26 protein-coding genes are annotated in these 24632 nt (G+C 59.9%); 10 read left to right on the top strand and 16 right to left on the bottom strand.

Features of this window, described 5'->3' with window-relative positions; translation table 11 throughout:
- Positions 1-3: 3 nt before the first annotated feature.
- Complete coding sequence (locus NL116_RS26420; protein WP_494374704.1) at positions 4-1728, bottom strand: tetratricopeptide repeat protein; 1725 nt, start codon at positions 1726-1728, stop codon at positions 4-6.
- Positions 1729-1910: 182 nt separating this feature from the next.
- Between NL116_RS26420 and hemA the strand changes: the two genes are divergently transcribed.
- From hemA to NL116_RS26390, 6 genes are all read left to right on the top strand, one after another.
- The gene (gene hemA, locus NL116_RS26415; RefSeq protein WP_494374703.1) at positions 1911-3200 is read left to right on the top strand and encodes a glutamyl-tRNA reductase; all 1290 of its coding nucleotides are present in this window, start codon (positions 1911-1913) and stop codon (positions 3198-3200) included.
- The gene (prfA, locus tag NL116_RS26410; RefSeq protein ID WP_494374702.1) at positions 3197-4279 is read left to right on the top strand and encodes a peptide chain release factor 1; all 1083 of its coding nucleotides are present in this window, start codon (positions 3197-3199) and stop codon (positions 4277-4279) included. Before hemA ends, prfA begins: the two co-directional genes overlap by 4 nt.
- A complete protein-coding gene (prmC, locus tag NL116_RS26405; RefSeq protein ID WP_494374701.1) occupies positions 4280-5110 on the top strand; it encodes a peptide chain release factor N(5)-glutamine methyltransferase in 831 nt (276 codons plus the stop codon).
- On the top strand, positions 5104-5859 hold the full coding sequence (locus NL116_RS26400; protein WP_494374700.1) for a molybdopterin-synthase adenylyltransferase MoeB: 756 nt from the start codon (positions 5104-5106) through the stop codon (positions 5857-5859). Before prmC ends, NL116_RS26400 begins: the two co-directional genes overlap by 7 nt.
- Positions 5852-6643: a glutamate racemase gene (gene murI / locus NL116_RS26395; RefSeq protein ID WP_494374699.1), complete on the top strand. Its 792-nt coding sequence runs from the start codon at positions 5852-5854 to the stop codon at positions 6641-6643. Before NL116_RS26400 ends, murI begins: the two co-directional genes overlap by 8 nt.
- Positions 6644-6757: 114 nt before the next feature.
- Positions 6758-7276: an acyloxyacyl hydrolase gene (locus NL116_RS26390; RefSeq protein ID WP_494374698.1), complete on the top strand. Its 519-nt coding sequence runs from the start codon at positions 6758-6760 to the stop codon at positions 7274-7276.
- 125 nt (positions 7277-7401) lie between these two features.
- Here the strand turns inward: NL116_RS26390 and NL116_RS26385 are convergent, their stop codons facing one another.
- From NL116_RS26385 to NL116_RS26330, 12 genes are all read right to left on the bottom strand, one after another.
- Positions 7402-7707, bottom strand: a complete 306-nt coding sequence (locus tag NL116_RS26385) for a YkgJ family cysteine cluster protein (protein ID WP_007942663.1) — start codon at positions 7705-7707, stop codon at positions 7402-7404.
- Between the two features lie 52 nt (positions 7708-7759).
- Positions 7760-8263, bottom strand: coding sequence for a DUF2878 domain-containing protein (locus NL116_RS26380; protein ID WP_494374697.1), 504 nt, complete (start codon positions 8261-8263; stop codon positions 7760-7762).
- Complete coding sequence (locus NL116_RS26375) at positions 8256-9527, bottom strand: class I SAM-dependent methyltransferase (RefSeq protein WP_494374696.1); 1272 nt, start codon at positions 9525-9527, stop codon at positions 8256-8258. Before NL116_RS26375 ends, NL116_RS26380 begins: the two co-directional genes overlap by 8 nt.
- Entirely contained in the window at positions 9514-10329 is an 816-nt protein-coding gene (locus tag NL116_RS26370) for a DUF1365 domain-containing protein (RefSeq protein WP_494374695.1), read from the bottom strand. The genes NL116_RS26375 and NL116_RS26370 overlap by 14 nt, the downstream gene beginning before the upstream one ends.
- Entirely contained in the window at positions 10326-11573 is a 1248-nt protein-coding gene (locus tag NL116_RS26365; protein ID WP_494374694.1) for an NAD(P)/FAD-dependent oxidoreductase, read from the bottom strand. Before NL116_RS26365 ends, NL116_RS26370 begins: the two co-directional genes overlap by 4 nt.
- Entirely contained in the window at positions 11570-12352 is a 783-nt protein-coding gene (locus NL116_RS26360) for an SDR family NAD(P)-dependent oxidoreductase (RefSeq protein WP_494374693.1), read from the bottom strand. The genes NL116_RS26365 and NL116_RS26360 overlap by 4 nt, the downstream gene beginning before the upstream one ends.
- A complete protein-coding gene (locus NL116_RS26355; RefSeq protein WP_494374692.1) occupies positions 12349-12771 on the bottom strand; it encodes a nuclear transport factor 2 family protein in 423 nt (140 codons plus the stop codon). Before NL116_RS26355 ends, NL116_RS26360 begins: the two co-directional genes overlap by 4 nt.
- Complete coding sequence (phrB, locus tag NL116_RS26350; protein WP_494374691.1) at positions 12764-14209, bottom strand: deoxyribodipyrimidine photo-lyase; 1446 nt, start codon at positions 14207-14209, stop codon at positions 12764-12766. The genes NL116_RS26355 and phrB overlap by 8 nt, the downstream gene beginning before the upstream one ends.
- Positions 14210-14229: 20 nt before the next feature.
- Positions 14230-15171: a MerR family transcriptional regulator gene (locus NL116_RS26345; protein WP_494374690.1), complete on the bottom strand. Its 942-nt coding sequence runs from the start codon at positions 15169-15171 to the stop codon at positions 14230-14232.
- Positions 15172-16134: a YbgA family protein gene (locus tag NL116_RS26340; RefSeq protein ID WP_494374689.1), complete on the bottom strand. Its 963-nt coding sequence runs from the start codon at positions 16132-16134 to the stop codon at positions 15172-15174. It abuts the gene before it with no gap.
- A 109-nt stretch (positions 16135-16243) separates the two neighbouring features.
- Complete coding sequence (locus NL116_RS26335) at positions 16244-16459, bottom strand: TIGR02450 family Trp-rich protein (RefSeq protein ID WP_494374688.1); 216 nt, start codon at positions 16457-16459, stop codon at positions 16244-16246.
- Positions 16456-17442: an NAD(P)/FAD-dependent oxidoreductase gene (locus NL116_RS26330; protein ID WP_494374687.1), complete on the bottom strand. Its 987-nt coding sequence runs from the start codon at positions 17440-17442 to the stop codon at positions 16456-16458. Before NL116_RS26330 ends, NL116_RS26335 begins: the two co-directional genes overlap by 4 nt.
- 195 nt (positions 17443-17637) lie before the next feature.
- Here NL116_RS26330 and NL116_RS26325 point away from each other — a divergent pair, with 195 nt between their 5' ends.
- A complete protein-coding gene (locus tag NL116_RS26325) occupies positions 17638-18540 on the top strand; it encodes a TIGR01777 family oxidoreductase (RefSeq protein ID WP_494374686.1) in 903 nt (300 codons plus the stop codon).
- Positions 18541-18553: 13 nt separating this feature from the next.
- Positions 18554-19579 carry a ferrochelatase gene (gene hemH, locus NL116_RS26320; protein WP_494374685.1) on the top strand — a complete coding sequence of 342 codons (1026 nt, stop codon included), beginning with the start codon at positions 18554-18556 and terminating at the stop codon, positions 19577-19579.
- A gap of 129 nt (positions 19580-19708) precedes the next feature.
- On the opposite strand, the gene NL116_RS26315 is transcribed toward hemH, so the two are convergent.
- Positions 19709-20983 (bottom strand): uracil-xanthine permease family protein, encoded by a 1275-nt coding sequence (locus tag NL116_RS26315; protein ID WP_483842818.1) that lies wholly within the window; start codon positions 20981-20983, stop codon positions 19709-19711.
- A 2-nt stretch (positions 20984-20985) separates the two neighbouring features.
- Positions 20986-21624, bottom strand: coding sequence for a uracil phosphoribosyltransferase (gene upp / locus NL116_RS26310; protein ID WP_045059241.1), 639 nt, complete (start codon positions 21622-21624; stop codon positions 20986-20988).
- Between the two features lie 168 nt (positions 21625-21792).
- Here upp and NL116_RS26305 point away from each other — a divergent pair, with 168 nt between their 5' ends.
- Entirely contained in the window at positions 21793-22350 is a 558-nt protein-coding gene (locus NL116_RS26305; RefSeq protein ID WP_123435109.1) for a hypoxanthine-guanine phosphoribosyltransferase, read from the top strand.
- Positions 22351-22353: 3 nt separating this feature from the next.
- Entirely contained in the window at positions 22354-22827 is a 474-nt protein-coding gene (locus NL116_RS26300; protein WP_494374684.1) for a WbuC family cupin fold metalloprotein, read from the top strand.
- Between the two features lie 9 nt (positions 22828-22836).
- Here the strand turns inward: NL116_RS26300 and dauA are convergent, their stop codons facing one another.
- A complete protein-coding gene (gene dauA / locus NL116_RS26295) occupies positions 22837-24558 on the bottom strand; it encodes a C4-dicarboxylic acid transporter DauA (RefSeq protein ID WP_494374683.1) in 1722 nt (573 codons plus the stop codon).
- Positions 24559-24632: the final 74 nt, after the last annotated feature.

The following is a 24632-nucleotide window of genomic DNA, read 5'->3' as shown; positions in this document are numbered from 1 at the left end:
ATCTTAAAGAGTCTCTGATCCGGTCAGGCGCTTGATGGTGCCGCGCAGGGTAGGGCTATCGGGTTGTTCCTTGAGGAATTTGCCCCAGACTTGTTTGGCTTCGCGCTGTTTGCCATTGGCCCACAGCACTTCACCCAAGTGGGCGGCCACTTCCTGATCGGGGAAGCGCTCCAGTGCCTGGCGCAAGTAGCGCTCGGCTTCATCGAGATTACCCAGGCGGAAGTTCACCCAGCCGAGGCTGTCGAGCACCGCCGGGTCTTCCGGATTGATCTGATGAGCCTGCTCAATCAAGGTCTTGGCTTCGGCGTAGCGCGTGGTGCGGTCGGACAACGTGTAGCCAAGCGCATTGAGTGCCATGGCATTGTCCGGGTCGCGCTTGATGATCAGGCGCAGGTCTTTTTCCATCTGCGCCAGGTCATTGCGTTTTTCCGCCTGCATGGCGCGGGTGTACAACAGATTCAGATCGTCCGGGTATTGCTGCAACGCTTTGTCCAGGACAGCCCAGGCCTTGTCGCCCTGATTATTGGCGGACAGTGTTTCGGCTTCGATCAGGTACAACTGAATCGCGTAATCCGGCTGCTCGTCGCGCTCGGCGGCCAGGCGGCGCTGGGCTTCGGCGGTCTTGCCGTTGTTGATCAGAATGTCGGTCTGGCGCAATTGGGCCGGCAGGTAGTCGTTACCCGGGCCGACTTTGGCGTACTCGATCAGCGCACCTTGAGGATCGTTGCGTTCTTCGGCGATACGGCCGAGGTTCAGGTGGGCAGAGTCGACGTGGCTTTCGCGGGCAATCAGGTCTTCAAGCAGGCTCTTGGCCTCGTCCCAGTCCTTGGCTTCCAGGCAGACCAGTGCCAGGGAATAACGCAACTCGTCGTCTTCAGGGTATTGCTGCACCAGGCTGGAAAACTCGGTTTTGGCGTCTGCCATGCGGTCCTGCTCAACCAGCATCCGCGCGTAAGTCAGGCGCAGGCGCTTGTCGTCCGGGTATTTCTTGATGCTTTTTTGCAGCAGCGGCAAGGCTTCGTCGCCGCGATTGAGCACTTGCAGCAGGCGCGCGCGCAACAGGATCGGGGCGATTTCGCCGTCGTCTGGCGGATTGTCTTCCAGCAGGGTCAGTGCACCTTTGGCGTCACCGTCCTGTTGCATCAACAGGGCCTTGCCAAATATCAGCTGGCTGTTTTTCGGATGGCGCTGCAACAAACGGTCGAAACTTTTCATCAAGCCGTTGCGCGTGTCCTGGTCGGTGTCGGCAGCGGACAGGGCAAGGAAGTCGAAATGCGTGTCGCCTTTGCCTTGCAGGACTTTCTCCATGTAGACCATGGAGTCGTCATAACGCCCGGCGCGCGCCAGTTGCACGGCCGCCGCGCGTTGCGCTTCGAGGTCGTTCGGGGCGTTTTTTGCCCAGATCAGCGCGGTGTCCAGGGCGGCCTGGTCGGCGCCCAGGTACTCGGCAATGCGAAATGCCCGCTCGGAGATGCCCGGGTCCTGGGTGTTGATGGCCTGGGTCACGTAGTTGTCCAGCGCAATGTCGAAACGATTGCGTTGGCCAGCCAGTTCGGCGCTCAACAGGCTGAAGACGGTTTCTTCACTGAATGAGCTGTAAACCTTGGGCTTTTCAGGGGCCGGAGTGCTGTCTTCAACCGGCGAGGTACCGTCCGGCGACACGGGTGCCAAGGCCTGGCAGCCGCTGAGGAAGACAAAAGCGAGGAGCAACGCGGAAGATCTATTCATATAGGAAGAGGACGACTAACCTGCGGTCGGATCATCATGACACAAGCCTTCGGCCAAACATAACCGAGTCTCAATCGAGGCCTTTATAGAGGCAGGACATTGGGACAATAGTCAGCGGTAGTTGTTCTGGCTGTGGCGAAGTAGGACAATTGCCGGCTTCACGTCACCATCAGCGACCTTGAATGGCCTTCCTTGCACTCGGTATCAACCACAAGACTGCGTCAGTAGACGTCCGCGAGCGCGTGGCCTTTACCCCTGAGCAACTGGTGGAGGCCTTGCAGCAGCTCTGCCGCCTCACCGACAGCCGCGAAGCTGCGATCCTTTCTACGTGCAATCGCAGTGAACTCTATATAGAACAGGATCACCTTTCGGCGGACATCGTGTTGCGCTGGCTGGCCGATTATCACCATTTGAGCCTCGACGAGCTGCGTGCGAGCAGTTATGTGCACGAAGATGATGCGGCAGTTCGTCACATGATGCGGGTCGCCTCCGGGCTCGATTCGCTGGTGTTGGGCGAACCGCAGATCCTCGGGCAGATGAAGTCCGCGTACGCCGTGGCGCGTGAGGCGGGCACCATCGGTCCATTGCTCGGGCGTTTGTTTCAGGCGACCTTTAACGCGGCCAAGCAGGTGCGTACCGACACCGCTATCGGCGAGAACCCGGTGTCCGTGGCGTTTGCCGCGGTCAGCCTGGCCAAACAGATTTTCAGCGACCTGCAACGCAGCCAGGCCTTGCTGATTGGCGCCGGCGAAACCATCACCCTGGTCGCCCGCCATCTGCATGAATTGGGCGTGAAACGCATCGTCGTCGCCAACCGCACGCTGGAACGCGCGAGCATTCTGGCCGAGCAGTTCGGTGCTCACGCCGTGTTGCTTTCGGACATCCCGGCTGAGCTGGTGCGCAGCGACATCGTCATCAGCTCTACCGCCAGCCAGTTGCCGATCCTTGGCAAGGGCGCGGTGGAAAGCGCGCTGAAGCTGCGCAAGCACAAGCCGATCTTCATGGTGGACATCGCCGTTCCGCGCGATATCGAGCCGGAAGTCGGCGAACTCGACGACGTTTACCTGTACAGCGTCGACGATCTCCACGAAGTGGTCGCCGAGAACCTCAAGAGTCGTCAGGGCGCCGCCCAGGCGGCGGAAGAGATGGTCTCGGTCGGTGCCGAAGATTTCATGGTGCGCCTGCGCGAACTGGCGGCGGTGGATGTGCTCAAGGCTTATCGTCAGCAAAGCGAGCGCATGCGCGACGAAGAATTACAAAAGGCCCAACGCCTGCTGGCCAACGGCACCAGCGCCGAAGACGTGCTGGTGCAACTGGCGCGCGGCCTGACCAACAAACTGTTGCACGCGCCTAGCGTGCAATTGAAAAAGCTCTCTGCCGAAGGCCGCCTCGATGCGCTGGCCATGGCTCAAGAGCTCTTTGCCCTGAATGAGGGCTCATCGGATAGCTTTTCGGATAAAAAAACGCAATGAAAGCGTCACTGCTCAATAAGCTGGACATCCTCCAGGACCGTTTCGAGGAATTGACCGCGTTGCTTGGCGATGGCGAAGTCATTTCCGATCAGACCAAATTCCGCACCTATTCCAAGGAGTACGCGGAAGTCGAGCCAATTGTCGGCACCTATAAACAGTTGCTCAAAGTGCAAGGCGACCTCGAAGGCGCCCAGGCACTGCTCAAGGACAGTGACCCGGACATGCGTGAAATGGCCGTGGAAGAAGTCCGCGAAGCCAAGGAGCAATTGATCGAGCTCGAAGCCAGCCTGCAACGCATGCTGCTGCCGAAAGACCCGAACGACGGGCGCAACGTGTTCCTTGAAATCCGTGCCGGCACCGGCGGTGACGAGGCGGCGATCTTCTCCGGTGACCTGTTCCGCATGTATTCGCGTTACGCCGAGCGTCGCGGCTGGCGGGTGGAAATCCTCTCCGAAAACGAGGGCGAACACGGTGGCTATAAAGAAGTCATTGCCCGGGTTGAAGGCGACAACGTTTACGGCAAGCTGAAATTCGAATCCGGCGCGCACCGCGTGCAACGGGTGCCGGCCACTGAATCCCAGGGCCGCATCCACACCTCGGCCTGCACCGTGGCGGTGTTGCCCGAGCCGGACGAGCAGGAAGCGATCGAGATCAACCCGGCGGACCTGCGGGTCGATACTTACCGCTCCTCCGGCGCCGGTGGCCAGCACGTCAACAAGACCGACTCGGCGATCCGTATCACCCACTTGCCGTCCGGTATTGTCGTGGAGTGCCAGGAAGAACGTTCCCAGCACAAGAACCGCGCCCGGGCGATGTCCTGGCTGTCGGCCAAACTCAACGATCAGCAGACCAGCGCCGCGGCCAATGCCATCGCCAGCGAGCGTAAGTTGCTGGTCGGTTCCGGTGATCGCTCGGAGCGGATTCGTACCTACAACTTTGCCCAGGGCCGGGTCACCGACCACCGGGTCAACCTGACGCTGTACTCGCTCGACGAAATTCTCGCCGGCGGGGTCGATGCGGTGATCGAGCCGTTACTGGCCGAATACCAGGCCGATCAATTGGCGGCGATAGGTGAGTAAATGACGATTATTGCCAGTTTATTGCGCGCCGCCGACTTGCCCGACTCGCCCACCGCGCGTCTGGATGCCGAGTTGTTGCTGGCTGCCGCATTGGGCAAGCCGCGCAGTTTTCTCCACACCTGGCCGGAGCGCATCGTTCCCAGTGAAGCGGCGCTGACGTTCGCCAGCTACTTGCAGCGTCGCCGTGTCGGCGAGCCGGTGGCTTACATTCTGGGGCAGCAAGGGTTCTGGAAGCTGGACCTGGAAGTGGCATCGCACACGCTGATCCCGCGCCCGGACACTGAATTGCTGGTGGAAGCCGCGCTTGAGCTATTGTCGGCCACACCCGCGCAGGTCCTTGACCTGGGCACCGGCAGCGGCGCGATCGCCCTGGCCCTGGCCAGCGAGCGCCCGGCCTGGCAGGTCACGGCGGTGGATCGTGTGCTGGAAGCCGTGGCCCTGGCCGAGCGCAACCGCCAGCGCCTGCACCTCAATAACGCCACGGTGCTGAGCAGTCATTGGTTTAGCGCACTGGAAGGTCAGCGTTTCCAGCTGATCATCAGCAACCCGCCTTACATCCCTTCTTCCGATCCGCATCTGGTGGAAGGCGATGTGCGCTTCGAACCGGCCAGTGCCTTGGTGGCCGGTGACGACGGGCTCGACGATCTGCGCTTGATCGTCGCCCAGGCGCCGGATTATCTGGAAGCGGGTGGCTGGCTGATGCTCGAACACGGCTACGATCAAGCGAGTGCCGTGCGCGATTTACTGCTGACCCGCGGCTTTGAAAACGTCCACAGCCGAATCGATCTGGGTGGACACGAACGTATCAGCCTGGGGCGCGTGCCGTGCTGAATGATCAGGAATTGTTGCGCTACAGTCGGCAGATTCTGTTGCAGCATGTCGACATCGACGGCCAGTTGCGACTCAAAGAAAGTCGCGTGTTGATCGTCGGCCTCGGCGGGCTCGGTTCGCCGGTTGCGCTGTACTTGGCCGCGGCGGGTGTGGGTGAGTTGCACCTCGCCGACTTCGACACGGTCGACCTGACGAACCTGCAACGCCAGATCGTTCACGACACCGACAGCGTCGGCCTGAGCAAGGTTGATTCGGCAATTCGTCGTCTGACCGCCATCAATCCCGAGATCCAGTTGATCGCCCACCGCACTGCGCTGGACGAAGATTCTCTGGTCGCCGCCGTGACAGCGGTGGATCTGGTGCTGGACTGCTCGGACAACTTCTCCACCCGCGAAGCGGTCAATGCGGCGTGTATCGCCGCCCGCAAACCGCTGGTCAGTGGCGCGGCGATTCGCCTCGAAGGCCAATTGTCGGTGTTCGACCCGCGTCGCCCAGAAAGCCCGTGCTACCACTGTTTATACGGGCATGGCAGCGAAGCTGAACTGACGTGCAGCGAAGCTGGCGTCGTCGGGCCGTTGGTGGGGCTGGTGGGGAGCCTTCAGGCGCTGGAAGCCATGAAGCTGCTGGTCGGTTTCGGCGAGCCGCTGGTGGGGCGTCTGTTGCTGATCGATGCGCTGGGCTCGCGCTTCCGTGAATTGCGGGTCAAGCGTGATCCGGGCTGCAGCGTCTGTGGGTCGACACATGCGTGAAGCGCCGATTGGCGTGTTCGACTCCGGCGTCGGAGGGCTCTCGGTGCTGGCCGAGATCCAGCGGTTGCTGCCCAATGAGTCGCTGCTCTACGTCGCCGACTGCGGGAACATTCCCTACGGCGAGAAAACCCCGGAATTCATCCGCCAGCGCTGCAGCGTCATGGCTGATTTTTTCCAGCAGCAGGGCGCCAAAGCCCTGGTGCTGGCGTGCAACACCGCGACCGTCGCGGGCGTTGCCGACTTGCGTCGCGATTATCCGCAGTGGCCGATTGTTGGCATGGAGCCGGCGGTCAAGCCGGCGGCCGCCGCAACCCGCAGCGGCGTGGTTGGCGTGCTCGCCACCACCGGCACCTTGCAGAGTGCCAAGTTCGCCGCCTTGCTCGACCGTTTCGCCACCGATGTGCGCGTCATCACTCAGCCGTGTCCCGGCCTGGTAGAGCTGATTGAAAACGGCGACTTGCACAGCGAGGCATTGCGCCAGTTGCTGACCAGTTATGTCGAACCGCTGCTTGGCGCCGGGTGCGACACCTTGATTCTCGGCTGTACGCACTATCCCTTTCTGAAGCCTTTGCTAAAGCAGATGATCCCGGATGACATCAGCCTCATCGACACCGGGGCGGCTGTTGCGCGGCAACTTCAGCGTCTGCTGGCCGAGCGTGAATTGCTCGCTGACGGGCCGGCGCGTGCGGCCGAATTCTGGACGAGTGCCGATCCGGTTCATTTCAGAAATATCTTGCCGATACTGTGGAATACGGCCGGCGTTGTGAGAAGCTTCGGGCGTTAACAAAAAAATTGGGGCAGTGCGGGTAATTTGGATGAACTTCTAATTAAGCGTCGACTTCTATAGCCTTGAGTTACCAAAAAACCATACGAAATCGTTCGGAAAAGGATGTTTCTAGTGAAGCGACTATTCTGCTTGGCCGCGATTGCGGCCGCTTTGATGGGGCAAAGTTTTACTGCACAAGCGGCAGGCGTGGAGTTCGGGGTCGGTCAGACCACTGAATCAACCATGACCTATCGACTGGGCATGCAATTCGATTGGGATCAGAGCTGGTGGCAAAGCGACGTGGGTCGCCTGACCGGTTACTGGAGTGGCGCCTATACCTATTGGGATGGCGACAAGAGCTCCGGCAACAACAGCCTGTCGTTCTCGCCGGTGTTCGTTTACGAGTTTGCCGGCCAGTCGATCAAACCTTACCTCGAGGCGGGGATTGGTGTGGCGGTGTTCTCCCACACTCAAGTTGAAGACAACAACCTTGGCCAGGCCTTCCAGTTTGAAGACCGATTCGGCTTTGGCCTGCGCTTTACCGGCGGGCATGAGGTCGGGATTCGTGCGACGCACTATTCCAATGCCGGTATGAGCAGTCACAACGACGGTGTAGAAAGCTACTCGCTGCACTACACAATGCCGTTGTAAACACTGTCAATGTGGGAGCGGGCTTGCTCGCGAATGCGCGGTGTATCAGTCAGCATCAATATTGACTGACAGTCCGCTATCGCCAGCAAGCTGGCTCCCACAGCTGCTCTTCACTGGTCTGGGTGTCAGCGATACGCCGTGCTGATCCCCTGGCGCTCTTCGATGCACTCCGGTGCGCCCATCTCGAATTCCCGGCAGATCAACGGGCGTTTCTCGTAGATCGTGCACATCATGCTGTTGCGGTCCAGCGCCGCACACCAGCCGTCGTCCAGACGCAGCATGACTTCCCCGCCCCAATCGTCGGTATCGATAAAACGTTCGGGCACGCCCGTATCGGTGATCAGCATCACTTCAAGCTGACAGCAGCAAGCCGCGCAGGTCGAGCATGTCACGGCCGGCTCGGCGATTTGCGTGTGGGGAATGGTTTTCATGGCGCGCAGTGTAAGGCAGTGGGGCGATGCTGTGTGAAAGGCCGGACGGACGCTAGTGCTGTGTGTTCGAGGCTAACCGATGGGCCATGAAGTGTAGGGCGGGAAATAGCACAGACCACAGTAGCCCGATACCGATCAGGGTTGGCCATTGTCCATAAGGAAACTGCACGCCCGCCAGTTGTCCGCCTGCGTAATAAGACAGTGGCCCGCCGACCGCGCCCAGCACGCTACCGAGCCACCAAGGTGTGGCGGTCCACGCCAGGCAATGGCGCAAAGTCGTTGCCAGCAGCGCCCACAGCAGCATCAGCCACAACGGAATCAATGGCGCGGCGTCGTTGAAATCGAATGCGCCCAGCCAGCGCAATGTACTGTCGACGGTGGTGCCGAGCAGCACAACGCTGAGGATCAATCGACCTTCATCGGCCCAGCGACTTATCCACAGCAGATGAATCAACAGCACCGCCAATGCCACCAGCAACCACAGACTGCTGCCACCGGCCACACAGGCAAACCAGCCGAGCTGAAACAATACGGCATTAGCCACGCGTTCAAGCATCGAAACGGCCCAACAGCGGTGCGGTGATCGCCGAGGGTTTGGCCAACAGCAATTGCGCCGTGCCGATGGTGCGCTCAAGAAAGCCGCCCTCGCAGTAGCACAGGTAAAACTCCCACAGTCGCAGGAAATAGTCGTCGTACCCCAACTCGCTCAAGCGACTGTGGGCCCGTCGAAAATTCTCATGCCACAGGCGCAGGGTTCGCGCGTAGTGCAAGCCAAAATCCTCCATGTGCAGCAAGTTCATGTCGGTGTCACGACTGACGATCTCGAGCATTTTCTGCACGCAGGGCAAGGCGCCGCCGGGGAAAATGTAGCGCTGTATAAAGTCGACGTTGCCCTTGGCCTGTTCGTAGCGTTGTTCGCGAATGGTGATGGCTTGCAACAGCATCAAGCCGTTGCTTTTGAGTAAGTGCGCGCATTGCTTGAAGTAAGTCGGCAGAAAGCGGTGACCGACCGCTTCGATCATCTCGATCGATACCAGTTTGTCGTACTGGCCGGTGAGGTCGCGGTAATCCTTGAGCAGCAGCGTGACCCGGCCTTGCAGGCCAAGGGTTTCGATTCGTTGAGCGGTAAACGCGAACTGCTCTTTGGAGAGCGTGGTGGTGGTGACCTTGCACCCGTAATGCTGTGCCGCGTAAAGCGCCATGCTGCCCCAGCCGGTGCCGATTTCCAGCAGGTGATCGCTGGGTTTCAAGGCAAGTTTCTGGCAGATCCGTTCGAGTTTGTTCAACTGCGCCTGTTCGAGGCTGTCTTCGGGGCTAAGAAATTGCGCCGCGGAATACATCATGGTCGGATCGAGAAACTGCTCGAACAGGTCATTGCCCAGGTCGTAATGGGCGGCGATGTTTTTCTGCGAACCCTTGCGGGTGTTGCGATTGAGCCAGTGCAGTGCTTTAACGAAAGGTCGGCCGAGTTTTGCCAGGCCACCTTCCAGCGCATCCAGTACATCGAGGTTGCTGACTAAGACGCGCACCACGGCGGTCAGGTCCGGCGAACTCCAGTAACCATGGATGAACGCTTCGCCCGCGCCAATTGAACCGTTGCTCGCCACGCAGCCCCATGCTGCGGCGTCGAGAATATGAATCTCCCCGATCAAATGGCTGCCGGCCGTGCCGAAGACATGCCGCTCGCTGTCTTCGACAACCACCAGTTGCCCGTGTCTGAGTGCTGCAAGCTGCCGGAGCACGCCACGGCGCAGCAACGCGCTCGTCAAGCCGTGGGTGACGGGTAGTGTGGCTTTGGCCAAAATGCTAGAGGACTTCATGACGGCGATCCTTGGAGGGAACTGTGGCGGTTCGAAAGCTTCGATCGGCAGCCCGATGAGCAAAGATCGGGGCACGTTTGAGCAAAAGACGCAGCGCCTGCCAGTAAATCGCCAGGCAGGTTTTCGCAGTCATCCAGGGAAACTGCCGCAGGTAACGGTGCAGGCTTGTGCGGTTTAACGCTTCGCGATGCAGGTTAAGCGTGGCGTCGAAGAGTTTCAGTTCGCCCTGCCAGTCCGCCATGTGCACGCCCAGTGAGTTGGCGACTGGGCTGAAACTCATTCGGTATTCCAGATCCCGTGGCAGAAACGGCGATACATCAAATGCCTTGGTCACCACGAAATGCTGATGAAAATCGAACCGGTTCTCGGGTGACCGCGCTGGCAACACATAGAGAAAGCGCTCTCGCCACGGCGTGTTAGTGACTTCGCAGACAATCGCAGCCAGTTGCCCGTCGGCTTCATGGCAATAGAAGAAACTCACCGGGTTGAACGACAGGCCCCAACTGCGGGCCTGTGTCAGCAGGCAGATCGGCCCTTGCGGGGCATGGCCGATGGCTTCGCTGACTTGCAGGCGGACCGCGTCAATCAGGCGCATGCCCTTGCCGGTAAACGTTTTCAGGTAGTCCGTTTCGCGAAACGAGAAGGGCGCGAAGCGGCTGCTGCCGCACAGGGGCGACAAGCCGAGCACGGTGTCTTGCTCGTCGAGGTCCAGGTACAGCAGGCCGATCCGATAGCGGAATGCGTGGTGCCTTGGGGCAAATCTCCGATGGGCAATCCAGCCGCTGTAGAGAGCGCTGTTCACAGCACTTCCCCAAAGGAGCGGGCGACTCGCAGGGCGCTGACCACTCCGTCCTCATGGAAACCGTTGGCCCAATAAGCGCCGCAAAAATGGCTGTGCTGCGCGCCATCCAGTTCATCCCAGCGCTGTTGAGCGGCGGCGGCGGCCAGGCTGTATTGCGGATGGGCGTAGGTGAAGGTGCCGAGCACCTTGTCAGGGCTGATGCCGGCGCTTTGGTTGAGGCTGACGCAGAACGTGCTATCGCTCTGCAAACCTTGCAGGATGTTCATGTCGTAGGTGACTGCGGCGAGTGTGTGACCGGCGCCCCCGAGGCGATAATTCCAGCTGGCCCAGGCCCGTTTGCGCACGGGCAGCAAGCGCGTGTCAGTGTGCAGCACCACTTCGTTATCGGCGTAGGGCAGGGCGCCGAGGATTGACCGTTCGGCATCGCTCGGCCGGGCCAACAGTTTCAATGCCTGATCGCTGTGGCAAGCGAACACGACTTTATCGAAGCGTTCGCTGCCAGCGGCACTGTGGATAACCACGCCCGCGTCATCACGCTCGACGCGCGTCACGGGGCAGTTGAGACGAATCTTTTCGCGAAATGAGGCGGTCAGTGGTCCGACGTAGGCATTGGAGCCGCCTTCAATCACGCACCATTGCGGGCGATCGCTGATGGACAGCAGCCCGTGGTTCTTGAAAAAGCGGACAAAAAATTGCAACGGGAAACCGAGCATGTCCGCCATGGACATCGACCAGATCGCCGCCCCCATTGGCACGATGTAATGCAGGATAAAGCGCTCGCCGTAGTGTCCGGCCTTCAGGTAATCGTCCAGCGTGGTGTCGGCGGTAATGAGCCCTTGCGCCAGGTCGCGCTGGGCTTCTTTATTGAAGCGCAGAATGTCGCGCAACATGCCCCAGAATCCTGGCGACAACAGGTTACGGCGTTGGGCGAACAGGCTGTTCAGGTTATTGCCGTTGTACTCAAGGCCGGTGTCCGGGTCCGTCACCGAGAAACTCATTTCAGTCGGTTTGAAACCCACCCCGAGCTGGCTCAGCAGGCGGATGAAATTCGGGTAGGTCCTGTCGTTGAAGACAATGAAACCTGTGTCTACCGCATAGCGCTGGCCATCGACCGACACGTCAACCGTGTGGGTGTGACCGCCCGGCCGGTCTCCGGCCTCGAACAAGGTGATCTCATGCCTGCGATTAAGCAGGTACGCGCAGGTCAACCCCGAGATGCCGCTGCCGATGATGGCGATGTTCATGGTAGATCCTGGATCGGCGGAGAGCTGCGTACCATGCGTTTGCCGATGGCCAGTTGCACCGCGTTGGGCATTTTCGACAGCGGCCACAGCGCCGCCATGAACAGGCCCGGAAATGCGATCTCCAATGGCCGGTTCTTGAGTTTGGCGAAGATGTGCCGTGCCGCTTTACCCACTGGCCAACTGAGCGGCATCGGGAAGTCATTCTTGGCCGTCAGCGGTGTCTCGACGAAGCCCGGACTGACGATAGTGACTTCGATGCCTTCCTGCGCGAGATCAATGCGCAGCGATTCAAACAGGTAACGCAGCCCTGCCTTCGATGCGCCATAGGCTTCGGCGCGCGGCAGTGGCAAGTACGTTACGGAGCTCGCGACGGCCACCAGATGAGGGGCGGTGCCTTTGCGCAGCAACGGTAGCGCTGCCTCGATGCAATAGGCGCTGGCGAGCAAATTGGTGCGCACCACGTGTTCGACGATCGATGAATCAAATTGCTTCACGTCCACGTATTCGCAGGTGCCGGCGTTGAGAATAACTGTGTCCAGCGAGCCCCAGTCTTGCGCAATCTGCTCACCGATTTCACGCACCCGTTGGCTGTTGGTCAGGTCACCGGGCACCACAAGCACTTGCCCGGGATAGCGCTGGGACAAGACCTTCAACACGGCTGTCGAGCGTGAACTGACGGCCACGTGAGCGCCGCTCTTGAGTATTTCCTCGGCCAGCGAGGCGCCAATACCGCTGCTGGCGCCGGTCAACCAATAACGCCGTGGAGAGGCGAGGCTCATCCCATTCTCCTTTTCAGCCAGGCAATCGCCCGACCCAGTACGGGTAAATGTTCGTAAATCAGCGCGCCGGCATCGAAGTAGTCCCGATGCCGATACACCTTGTCGCGCCAAAGCAGGTGCGAGCAACCTTCCACTTGAATCAACTGTCCGTTGGCCAGGCGTGGGTGGCGGTAACTCATGACCCAGCGCAGATAGCCTTCGCCTTCGCGGATCTGGTCGAAACCGTGAAAGTCGAAACGCAGGTCAGTGACATTGGTATAGAGCTCGGTGAAGTAGCTGCGCAGTTGCACCAGACCCTGTACTTCATGCAGCGGATCAGTGAATTGCACATCATGGCTGTAGAGCTGATTGAGGAGCTGCAGATTGTCCTTGTCCAAGGTCGCAAACTGCTGGGCAAAACGCCGCAGGAAATCACTCATGGCGACCTCCGGCCTGTTGCCGCGAAGGCAGGCTCTTGAACGCGGCCAGCGCTCGTTGTCGGGACGTGCTCAGATTGACGATCGGCGATGGATAATCCGCCGCGCCGAACAGGCCGCCGAGGTTGGCCGGGTTGTGTACATCCCGTTTGTCCAGCCTGGCCAGTTCTGGCAGCCAGTGCTTGATAAACACACCCTCGGCGTCGAATTTCTCCGATTGGCTCACCGGGTTGAAAATCCGGAAGTAGGGCGCCGAATCGGTGCCGGTCGAGGCGCTCCACTGCCATCCACCATTGTTCGCCGCCAGGTCGCCGTCGATCAAATGCCGCATGAAAAAGCGTTCGCCTTCGCGCCAGTCAATCAGCAGGTTCTTGGTCAGGAACATCGCCACGACCATGCGCAGCCGGTTGTGCATCCAGCCGGTTTCAAGCAATTGACGCATGGCGGCGTCGATGATCGGCAGGCCGGTGCGCGCTTCTTGCCACGCCAACAGTTCTTCCGGAGCGTTGCGCCAGGCGAGGGCTTCGGTTTCCGGTCGGAAGGCGCGATGGCGCGATACCCGCGGGTAACCCACCAGGATATGTTTGTAGAACTCACGCCAGAGCAATTCGTTGATCCAGGTGACAGCGCCGACCTTGCCGCTTTCGAACTCGCCCTGATTGCTTTGCAAGGCGGCGTGCAGGCATTGGCGGGGAGAAATCACCCCGGCGGCAAGGTAGGCCGAGAGCTGGCTGGTGCCGGGTTTGGCCGGGAAGTCGCGTTCGTTTTTGTAATAGTCGATCTGAACGTCGACGAAGGTCTCCAGGCGACGCCGGCCTTCGGTCTCTCCGGCTGGCCAGAGTTTGCGCAAGCCGTCACTCGGCGTTTCGAAGCCTTGGATGTCTGATGGAATGTGGTCGCTGTTGATTTTCAATGGCGCCTGGATGGCCGGCGCAGCGATCAGCTCCGGCAGAGACCGGCGCAATCTGTCATAGCAGACCTTGCGGAACTGGCTGAAGACCTGAAAGTAGGTATCGGTCCTGGTCAGCACGGTGCCGGGTTTGAACAGCAACTGATCGAGGTAGCTATGGAAGGCGATGCCGTGGGCCTTCAGCGTTTCGGCGACCGCCGTATCACGACCGCTTTCGTGAACGCCGTACTCCTCGTTGACGTGCACGGCGTCGATCTTCAACTGCTGACACAGGTCGAGCAGGACTGCCGGCGCTTCATCCCAGCGCGAGGACTTGCGAATCAATAAGGGAATGTTCAGTTCGCCCAATGCGCGACTCAGTTCGACCAGGTTGCGCAGCCAGAAATCTACTTTGCACGGCGCATCGTCGTGTTCCAGCCACTGCTGCGGACTCAACAGATACACCGCCACCGTTGGGCCGTGTGCAGCCGCAGCCGAGAGGGCTGTGTTGTCGTGTAGGCGCAAATCGCTGCGCAGCCAGATCAATTGCATGGTGGTGTCCGCACGATTCATTAAATTAGCCCACGCTGAACCAAATCCTGATGCGCCGATAACGGGTCTTCGGCGAAGGACAAATCAGCGATTTCAGACGTTCTTACGGACAACTCGGCGTGGTGGATGCATACCGTTGGTCCGGCAATCATTTTTGGGCAACTGACTCCATTCAGTAGTTTTGGCAGCTGCGAAAGGTTTATGGCTTTGCTGGAATACAGCAGTACGCCGCGGGCTTGCAAATGATCGACCGCCATCGCGAGTTCGCCGGCGGGCAGCGGCCAGTCGAACACCTCCACCGGGCAATCGGCGCTGCTGATCAGCCACGCGGTGAGCCACAGCTGAGGTTCCAGCGGCACATCGGAGTGATTGATCAACAGCAGGGGCGCGGCGCGCAACTGACGGTTGTTATGGTAGATGCGTGCGCCGAATTTGCTGCGCAACCAGGAATAAACGAACGCCCGCTCCATCTGCGCGCCGAATTGGCCCTGCCAGCGCAGGTCCAGTTCTGCCAGCAACGGCATCAACAGGAGCTCGCATAAGGTGCGCGGTGGGTACAGCGCCATGGCTTGATTGACGGTGTCATCGAGGGTGCGTTCGTTCAGTTGCGATACCGCGTGCAGCAGCGTTTGGCGCAACACCTGCCAATCGTTTTCAACGGGTTCGCTAAACGCTTGCGGCGTGTCCAGCAGTTGCTTGACCTGGCTGACGGCCACACCACGGTTAAGCCACGTGAGGATCGTCAGGATGCGTTGAACCTGTTCGGCAGAAAACAGCCGATGGCCCTTGGGTGTGCGATGTGGAACGATCAGGCCATAACGCCGTTCCCAGGCGCGAAGTGTCACGGCGTTGACACCGGTCTGGCGCGCCACCTCACGGATCGGCAGCCAGCCGTCGTCCAGCGCCTTTTTAAAGTCGTCGCCGAGGTCTTCGCTAGCGCTGGTGTCGAGTTTGGATTTCATTTAGATCGCATTTCGCAGGCTGAGGTTTTCCGGGTGCGGTTGCAGGTAAACCTGTTGCGCAATGTAAGGATCCGGGTACTGGCGAAAGTAGTGCTTGAGCAGGGTCAATGGCACCACCAGCGGCACGATGCCTTGGCGGTATTGGCCGATGACGTGCTGCATTTCCTGTTTGTCCTCAGGGCTGATGACCTGCTTGAGGTAGCCGCTGATGTGTTGCAGGACGTTGGTGTGGGTGCGCCGCGTGGCGCATTTTTTCAAGGCCGCCATTAGTTCGCTGAAATAGCGCGGGCCCAGTTCTTCAGGATCGGACTGGCCCATGTTGCCCAGTAGATTGCCCAGGGTTTTGTACTGCACCGGGTTATGCGCCATCAGCAAATATTTGTAGCGCGAGTGGAATTCGGTGAGGTCGCGGCGGGTCAGGCCTTTTTGCAGCAATTGCTGCCAGGCGCTGTAGGCAAACACGCGCGTCAGGAAGTTTTCCCGCAGCACCGGGTCGTTGAGTCGGCCGTCTTCCTCGACCGGCAGGTCAGGGTGCAGTGCGCAGAACGCCTCGGCATAGAGGCCTCGTCCGCCGCCTTCTGCCGGTACGCCGTTGGCTTGGTAGACCTTCACGCGTTCCAGGCCACAGGAAGGGGATTTTTGCATGAAGATGTAGCCGCAAATGTCGCTCAACTGACGCGCCATTGTCTGGCCGTACTCGGTGAGCTGTCGGGTGACATTAAGCTCGGCGTGAACGCTACCGACCGCTTGCGGATGTTGCGGGTCGCCCACCAAGCGGATGGGCTCCCGGGGAATGCCGAGGCCGATGGCCACTTCAGGGCATACCGGGACAAAATCAAAGTAGTCAGCAAGGGTGCGACTGCACAGGCGTGATTCCTTGTGCCCGCCGTTATAGCGAACCTCGGCGCCCATCAGGCAGGCGCTGATGGCGATTTTTGGTCGTGTCGCTGGCTGATCGCTCATCGAGGCACCTCGAATCTAGACTTGTACAGAGATTGGTCTCTGTACAACATAATCCTCATCATAGATTCAAAGGTGTACAAGTCAATTTTTTTGTATAAGTTTTCGGGTTCTACTTCCAACCCAATTGCCAGATGTCGTCGTTCTTGAGGGTTCGCCAATCCAGACGTTCACTGCGCTGGGTCAGCACCGCCTGTAACTCGACTTCCAGCACCGTGCCTTCCTCGTCACGAAATACCTCGGTCACCAGAAAGTGCTTTTCGCGGTGTTGCGGATGGGCTGCTGTCCACTTCGACAGCAGCAATTTGCCGGGATCGATGCGGTTCACTGCAAATGCTCATGCAAACGGCGAGCTACTTCCTGACCGCTCAGCCAGGCACCTTCGACACGTCCGGACAAGCACCAGTCGCCGCACACATACAGGCCCAGGTCGGCATCGGCGAGTGCGCCCCATTCATGGCTGCTGGCGGGGCGGGCATAGAGCCAGCGGTGGGCGAGGCTGAAGATCGGGGCGGGCATGGAATCGTGCAGTAGCTCGGCGAATGCGCCGTGCAGTTGCTCGATCACCGCTTCCTTGGGCAGGTCAATGTGTTGCCGGCTCCAGGCACTTGTGGCGTGCAGCACCCACGTATCCATGGTGTTGTCGCGCCCTGGTTTGCTGCGGTTACGAGCCAGCCAGTCGAGGGGGCTGTCCTGTACGAAGCACCCTTCCATGGGCGTCTCCAGCGGCGTTTCGAACGCCAGGGCGACGGCCCAGGTCGGGTCCATTTTCACCCCGGCAGCGGCCCCGGCCAGCTTAGACGCCGCGGCCAGCAATGCCGTGGCTTGAGGTGCTGGCGTAGCGATCACCACATGACTGAACGGACCGTGAGTGAAGCCTTCGGCGTCCTGCAGGTGCCAGTGTTCTTCGCCGCGATAGACCTCAGTAATCCGGCAAGCAAACTGCACTTCCAGATCGCCGAGCAGGCCGCGGGTGATAGCGCTCATGTGCGGCGTGCCGACCCAGCGTGTCTGTTCGTCCGGTGACAGGTTGAGCTGTCCGCCGTGGTAGGTGTAGAGCTGCGGCGTCCATTCGGCGACCCAGCCGTTGGCTTGCCAACGCTGGACCTCGGTGACGAAGCGCCGGTCGCGGGCTGTGAAATATTGCGCGCCCATGTCCAGGGCACCCGCATCGCTGCGTTTGCTCGACATGCGTCCGCCACTGCCGCGGCTTTTATCGAAAAGTTGCACGACATGCCCTGTCTCTGTCAGGGCTTGCGCGGCGGAGAGCCCGGCGATGCCGGTGCCGATGATTGCGATAGGTACAGTCATAGGGGCCTCGTTACCTTTCTGTACAGACTACGCCGTGGTTCAAACCTGTACAATATTGTTTTTTGGTATAACTTTTAGCGTTCTCGATCTGACAGCTTGGCCTATTGTTAAACACAGAGCCTGCCCGATACCAAAGATCCCTGCTTATAAAAATAGACTAGTGATCAGGGTTAAATGCCACGCGAGGAAGAAGTCATGCACATATTGCTGACCGGCGGTACTGGTTTGATAGGACGTCAACTCTGCAGACACTGGTTGAGTCAGGGGCACAGCCTGACAGTCTGGAGTCGCAAACCTGAAAAAGTCGCAAAAATCTGCGGCACTCAAGTCAGGGGGATTGCCCGGCTGGAGGACCTCGACCAGGTGCCGCTGGACGCGATTATCAATCTGGCCGGTGCACCGATTGCCGATCGGCCCTGGACTCACAAACGCAAGGCATTGCTCTGGAGTAGCCGCATTACCCTGACTGAAACGCTGTTGGCGTGGCTGGAAAAACGCGAGCAAAAGCCCTCGCTGTTGATCTCCGGCTCTGCGGTGGGCTGGTATGGCGATGGGGGGGAGCGTGAATTGACCGAGGCTTCGCCCCCGGTCATCGATGATTTCGCCAGCCAGTTGTGCATCGCCTGGGAGGAAACCGGACTGCGTGCCGAGGCCTTGGGAATTCGTGTGGTGCTGATTCGTACCGGGTTGGTGTTGTCGGCCGAGGGCGGCTTTTTGTCACGGCTGCTGCTGCCGTTCAAATTGGGGCTGGGCGGGCCGATCGGCAGTGGCCGGCAGTGGATGCCATGGATTCATATCAACGATCAAATCGCCCTGATTGATTTTCTTCTGCATCAGAAAGACGCCAGCGGTCCCTATAATGCCTGCGCGCCCAAACCGGTGCGCAATCGCGAATTCGCCAAGACGCTGGGTAGCGTGCTGCACCGCCCTGCGGTCCTGCCAATGCCGGCCCTGGCGTTGAAAGTGGGTCTTGGCGAATTGTCATTGTTGTTGCTGGGAGGGCAGAAGGCCTTGCCGGTTCGCGCACTGGACGCGGGTTTCACTTTCCAGTTCACCGATTTGCGCGCGGCCCTGGACGATCTGTCCAGCCGCCTTTGAAATAGGACGTTGCATGACCGATCACGCATTGCTTCTGGTTAACCTGGGTTCACCAGCCTCCACCTCGGTGGCGGATGTGCGCAGCTACCTCAATCAATTTCTGATGGACCCGTATGTGATCGACCTGCCTTGGCCGGTGCGACGCTTGCTGGTGTCGCTGATCCTGATCAAGCGCCCGGAGCAGTCAGCTCACGCCTACGCGTCGATCTGGTGGGAGGAGGGCTCGCCCCTGGTGGTGCTCAGCCGGCGTCTGCAACAAGCCGTGACGGCGCAGTGGACCCAGGGTCCGGTTGAACTGGCGATGCGTTATGGCGAGCCGTCGATTGAAACGAAACTGGTGCAGCTGGCCGCCCAGGGCCATAAGAGAATTACCCTGGCGCCGCTTTATCCGCAGTTCGCCGACAGCACTACCACGACGGTAATCGAAGAAGCCAAGCGCGTGCTGCGTGAGAAAGGACTCGACATACAACTGTCGATTCTCCAGCCGTTTTACGATCAGCCGGAATACCTCGATGCACTGGTTGCTTCGGCCAGGCCCTATCTGGAGAAGGATTACGATCACTTGTTGCTGAGCTTCCACGGTTTGCCGGAGCGGCACCTGACCAAGCTCGATCCGACGGGGAAGCATTGTTTCAAGAACGAGGATTGCTGCAAGAACGCTTCGCCAGCGGTAGTAGCCACCTGCTATCGCGCGCAATGCCTGCGCACGGCGTCGGAGTTTGCCAAGCGGATGGCCTTGCCGGACGGCAAATGGTCGGTGTCGTTTCAGTCGCGTCTGGGACGGGCCAAGTGGATCGAACCCTACACCGAAGCGCGCCTCGACGAACTGGCCAAGAGCGGCGTGAAAAAAATTCTGGTGATGTGCCCGGCGTTCGTGGCTGATTGCATTGAGACGCTGGAAGAGATCGGTGATCGCGGGCGGGAACAATTTTGCGAAGCGGGAGGTGAGGAGTTGGTGCTGGTGCCGTGTCTGAACGATGACCCGCAATGGGCGCGGGCGTTGAGTGCACTGTGCGAAAGAGCGCCGTTGGCCCTTTAAAAGCTTCGCGAGCAAGCCCGCTCCCACATTAGATTGTCGGTATATACAGGTTTTGTGTTCGACACCGATCAAATGTGGGAGCGGGCTTGCTCGCGAAAGCTATCTAACAAGCAGCGAAGAATTTAAGCCTTACAACAGCGGCTCATCCGCCTTCTTGTGCTTCCAGCTGTCATTTCCTGGCAGCAACAGGTTCAGCGCAATCGCCACCACCGCGCACAGCGCGATGCCTTTGAGGCCGAAGTCGTCCGGGCCAGTCCCGGTGCCAACGAGCACGCCACCAATCCCGAACACCAGTGTCACCGACACAATCACCAGATTGCGTGCTTCGCCCAGATCGATCTTGTGGCGAATCAGCGTGTTCATGCCCACGGCCGCAATCGAACCGAACAACAGGCACAGAATTCCGCCCATCACCGGCACCGGAATGCTTTGCAGCAGCGCGCCGAACTTGCCGACAAACGCGAGGCTGATGGCAAAGATCGCCGCCCACGTCATGATTTTCGGGTTGTAGTTCTTGGTCAGCATCACTGCGCCCGTTACTTCGGCGTAGGTGGTATTAGGTGGACCGCCGAACAGGCCGGCTGCGGTGGTGGCAATGCCATCACCGAGCAGGGTGCGGTGCAGGCCGGGTTTCTTCAGGTAATCGCGACCGGTCACGCTACCGACGGCGATTACGCCGCCGATGTGCTCGATAGCCGGGGCCAATGCTACCGGAACGATGAACAGAATGGCCTGCCAGTTGAACTCCGGCGCGGTGAAGTGCGGAATGGCAAACCACGGGGCAGCGGCAATCTTCGCGGTATCCACGACACCGAAGTAGAAGGCCATGGCAAAACCGACCAGCACGCCGGAAATGATCGGCACCAGGCGGAAAATGCCTTTGCCGAACACCGCGACGATCAGGGTCGTCAGCAGCGCAGGCATCGAGATCAGCATCGCCGTCTGGTAATGAATCAGCTCAGTGCCGTCGCCAGCCTTGCCCATCGCCATGTTGGCGGCAATTGGCGCCATGGCCAGGCCGATGGAGATGATCACTGGACCAATGACTACCGGTGGCAGCAAGCGGTCGATGAACCCGGTGCCTTTTATCTTCACGGCCAGGCCGAGAAAGGTGTAGACGAAACCGGCCGCCATCACGCCGCCCATGGTCGCAGCAAGGCCGAACTGGCCCTTGGCGAGAATGATCGGGGTGATGAAGGCAAAGCTCGACGCCAGGAACACTGGCACCTGACGCCCGGTGACGATCTGGAACAGAATCGTCCCCAGGCCCGCGGTGAACAGCGCGACGTTCGGGTCGAGGCCGGTAATCAACGGCATCAACACCAGGGCGCCGAAGGCCACGAACAGCATCTGTGCACCCGACAGCACCGTGCGCCAGAGCGGATCGTTGAACTCTTGCTGCATGCTCAAGCGTCCTTCTGCTTGGTGCCGAAGATCTTGTCACCGGCATCGCCCAGGCCCGGAATGATGTAACCGTGTTCGTTCAGTCTTTCGTCAATGGAGGCGGTATAGATGGTCACGTCCGGATGCGCCTTCTCCACGGCGGCGATGCCTTCCGGCGCGGCGACCAGCACCATGGCGCGGATGTCGCGGCAACCGGCCTTTTTCAGCAGGTCGATGGTGGCGACCATGGAGCTGCCGGTGGCGAGCATCGGGTCGATGATCATCGCCAGGCGCTCGTTGATTTCCGGGACCAGTTTTTCCAGGTAGGTGTGGGCTTGCAGCGTCTGTTCGTTGCGGGCCACGCCGACGGCGCTGACTTTGGCGCCCGGGATCAGGCTCAGCACGCCTTCGAGCATGCCGATACCGGCGCGCAGGATCGGTACTACCGTAATCTTCTTGCCGGCGATTTTCTCGACCGACACGGTGCCGCACCAGCCTTCGATGTCGTAGGCTTCCAGCGGCAGGTCTTTGGTGGCTTCATAGGTCAGCAAGGCGCCGACTTCCTGAGCGAGCTCACGGAAATTCTTGGTGCTGATGTCTGCGCGGCGCATCAGGCCAAGTTTATGACGGATCAGCGGGTGGCGGATCTCGAGGATGGGCATGGGAAAGGCTCCGGCGGCGGGCAAAAAAACCGGCCTAGATTAATCTATCCGAGGGTGTTGTCCTATAGACATACAGTACGTTAGTCCACAAACGCTTGATCTGGCCGTGAGGGATGCGTACCTTTGCCCGCTTTTCCTGTCCGCCACCCCCCCCCCTTGGAGAGCGCCATGTCCGCTGATCTCGAGCATATCCGTCAAATCATGCGAGAGGCTGACTGCCTGTACACCGAAGCTGAAGTCGAGGCGGCTATCGCCCGCGTTGGTGCACAAATCAACGACCAGATGGCTGAAAGCAATCCGGTGGTGTTCTGTGTGATGAACGGCGGTCTGATTTTCTCCGGCAAATTGTTGACCTACCTGAACTTCCCGCTGGAAGCGTCCTACCTGCACGCCACCCGCTATCGCAACGAAACCAGCGGCGGCGACCTGTTCTGGAAAGCCAAGCCGGAAGTGTCGTTCATCGACCGTGACGTGCTGATCATCGACGACATCCTCGATGAAGGCCACACCCTGGGCGCGATCATCGACTTCTGCAAACACGCCGGCGCGCGCAAAGTACACACCGCCGTGCTGATCGACAAGGACCACGACCGCAAGGCTCGCCCGGACCTGAAAGCCGATTTCGTCGGCTTGCCGTGCATCGACCGTTACATTTTCGGGTACGGCATGGACTACAAAGGCTACTGGCGTAACGCCAACGGGATCTTTGCTGTTAAAGGAATGTAATGCATGACCACGCCAAGCTTTCTTGATCAAACCTTGTTCTCTGAGTTGGCCGAGAAAGCTGCGGCTAATCCTCGTGGGCGTCAGCATCACAATTTCCATCAGATGGAAGACGCTTGTCATCGGATGGCCGTGGGGTTGCAGCCGACTACGTATATTCCCCCTCATCGACACCTGGGTGATGACAAGGCGGAAACGCTGTTGGTACTGCGGGGGCGCCTCGGCCTGTTGATTTTTGATGAGTCTGGAGGCGTCATCCACAGGCGCGTCCTGCAAGCCGCTGGCGAATCGGTGGGCGTGGATCTTCCTCCCGGTGTGTTCCATGGCCTGGTTGTGCTGGAAGCCGATAGCCTGATGTTCGAATGCAAGGCCGGGCCTTATCGGCCAGTCGGGGAAGGCGAGCTTGCTCCGTGGGCGCCACGTGAAGGCGAGGCGGGTGTGGCCGAGTATCAGGCGTGGATGCGCGCGCAGTTTGATTGAGCCGTACGCTCAATTTTCCCCGGCCAGCCAGCGTTCGCTTTTGCGACGAGCCTGTTCCAGGTTGTTCACGTAGGCCAACTGACGCTGTTCCCGATGGATGCCCGCGCGCCTGAGCTTCAGGCGCACCCGGGGAGCGGTCGCCACCAGAATCAGGCCGATGCCGTCCGTGCGGTAATCCCTCAGGATATTGTCGAAGGCCGCCAGTGCCGTCATGTCCAGCATCGGTACAGCGCTCATCTCGACGATCACCACTTTGACCTCCGGGTTGAATTTGCGTAGCACTCCCAAGGCTTTTTCAGCGGCGCCGAAGAACAGCGGCCCGCGTATCGCATAGCAACGAACATGCTCCGGCATGTCCTGTAAGGCCTGATGGAAGCCGCGAGGCAGTTCGGCGGTGTCGGTGAGATCGCTCATGCGTTTGATAAATAACCCGGCGGCCAGCAGCAGGCCGACGGCGACGGCCATCACCATGTCGAACAATACCGTCAGACTCAGGCAGGTCAGCAAGACCAGCACGTCGCTGCGAGGTGCGATGCGCAAGGTATGGAGAACGTGCCGGGCCTCGCTCATGTTCCACGCCACCATGATCAGCAGTGCTGCCAGTGCCGCCATTGGCAAGTAGCTGAAAAGCGGTGCGAGGACGAGTATTGCCATCAGCACCACGGCGCTATGAATAATGGCGGCCAGTGGCGAAAAGGCGCCGCTGCGCACGTTGGTGGCACTTCGGGCAATGGCTGCCGTGGCGGTAATGCCACCGAACAAGGGGGCGATCAGGTTGCCCAGTCCCTGGCCCAGCAGTTCTGCGTTGGGGTCGTGTTTGCTGCCGGTCATGCCATCCGCCACGACCGCACACAACAAGGATTCGATGGCGCCGAGCATGGCAATGGCGAACGCCGGCGCCAGTAACTGACGGATCAAGTCGTAAGACAGGTGCAGCGGCTGGCCGTCGGGGCCGGGTAGATTCCAAGGCCAATCGAAGCTTGGCAGGAACGGCGGAATGCCGGGATGGCTGACGCCGTCGACCATATAGCTGAAACGCTCACCCAATGTCGCCACCGCCAGCCCGCCGTGCTCCAGCGCCAAGCCCAGGAACGCGCCGATGGTCAGCGCCACCAGATGCCCCGGAATCCTCGGCACCCACCGAGGCCAGACAATCAAAACGGCCAGGCATGTGAGGCCGATTATCCCGTCCCCGAACCGGGCGCTGGGCAACGCCAGAATCAATACGCCCAGTTGTTCGATGTAGTGTTCTGCTTGGCCGGCGGTGTTCAGGCCCAGCAAATCCTTCAATTGCAGGGTGGCAATGACAATGCCGATCCCGGCGGTAAAGCCCAGGGTGACCGGGTACGGAATGTACTGAATCAACCGTCCGGCTCGAATCAGCCCCAAGGCAATGAGGATGACGCCGGCAAGCATGGTGCATAGCAGCAGGCCGCCCAGGCCATATTGTTGGGTGATGGGCAGCAAAATGACCACGAACGCAGCGGTCGGCCCGCTGACATTGAAACGCGAACCGCCTGTCAGGGCGATCAGGGGTGCAGCGATCAGTACCGTATACAACCCTTGCTGGGGCGGTACACCCACGGCAATCGCCAGGGCCATGGCCAACGGGATGGCGATAATCCCTACCGTCACCCCGGCACTGATGTCGCCGCGTAAGCGCCTGAGGGTGTAGCCGGCGCGCCAGGTCTGACGCCAGGCCGCAAACAATGGGGGGACGGAGAACGTCATGCACACTCCCTGGAAGACGATGCACTGTTGGACGACGGCTGTAAGCTCGTCCAGCATGGCCAGCCTCGTACTGC

This window comes from Pseudomonas sp. FBCC-B1667 (assembly GCF_059133255.1).
Note: the sequence above shows the minus strand (reverse complement) of the source record. Positions and strands in the feature narration are given on the sequence as shown.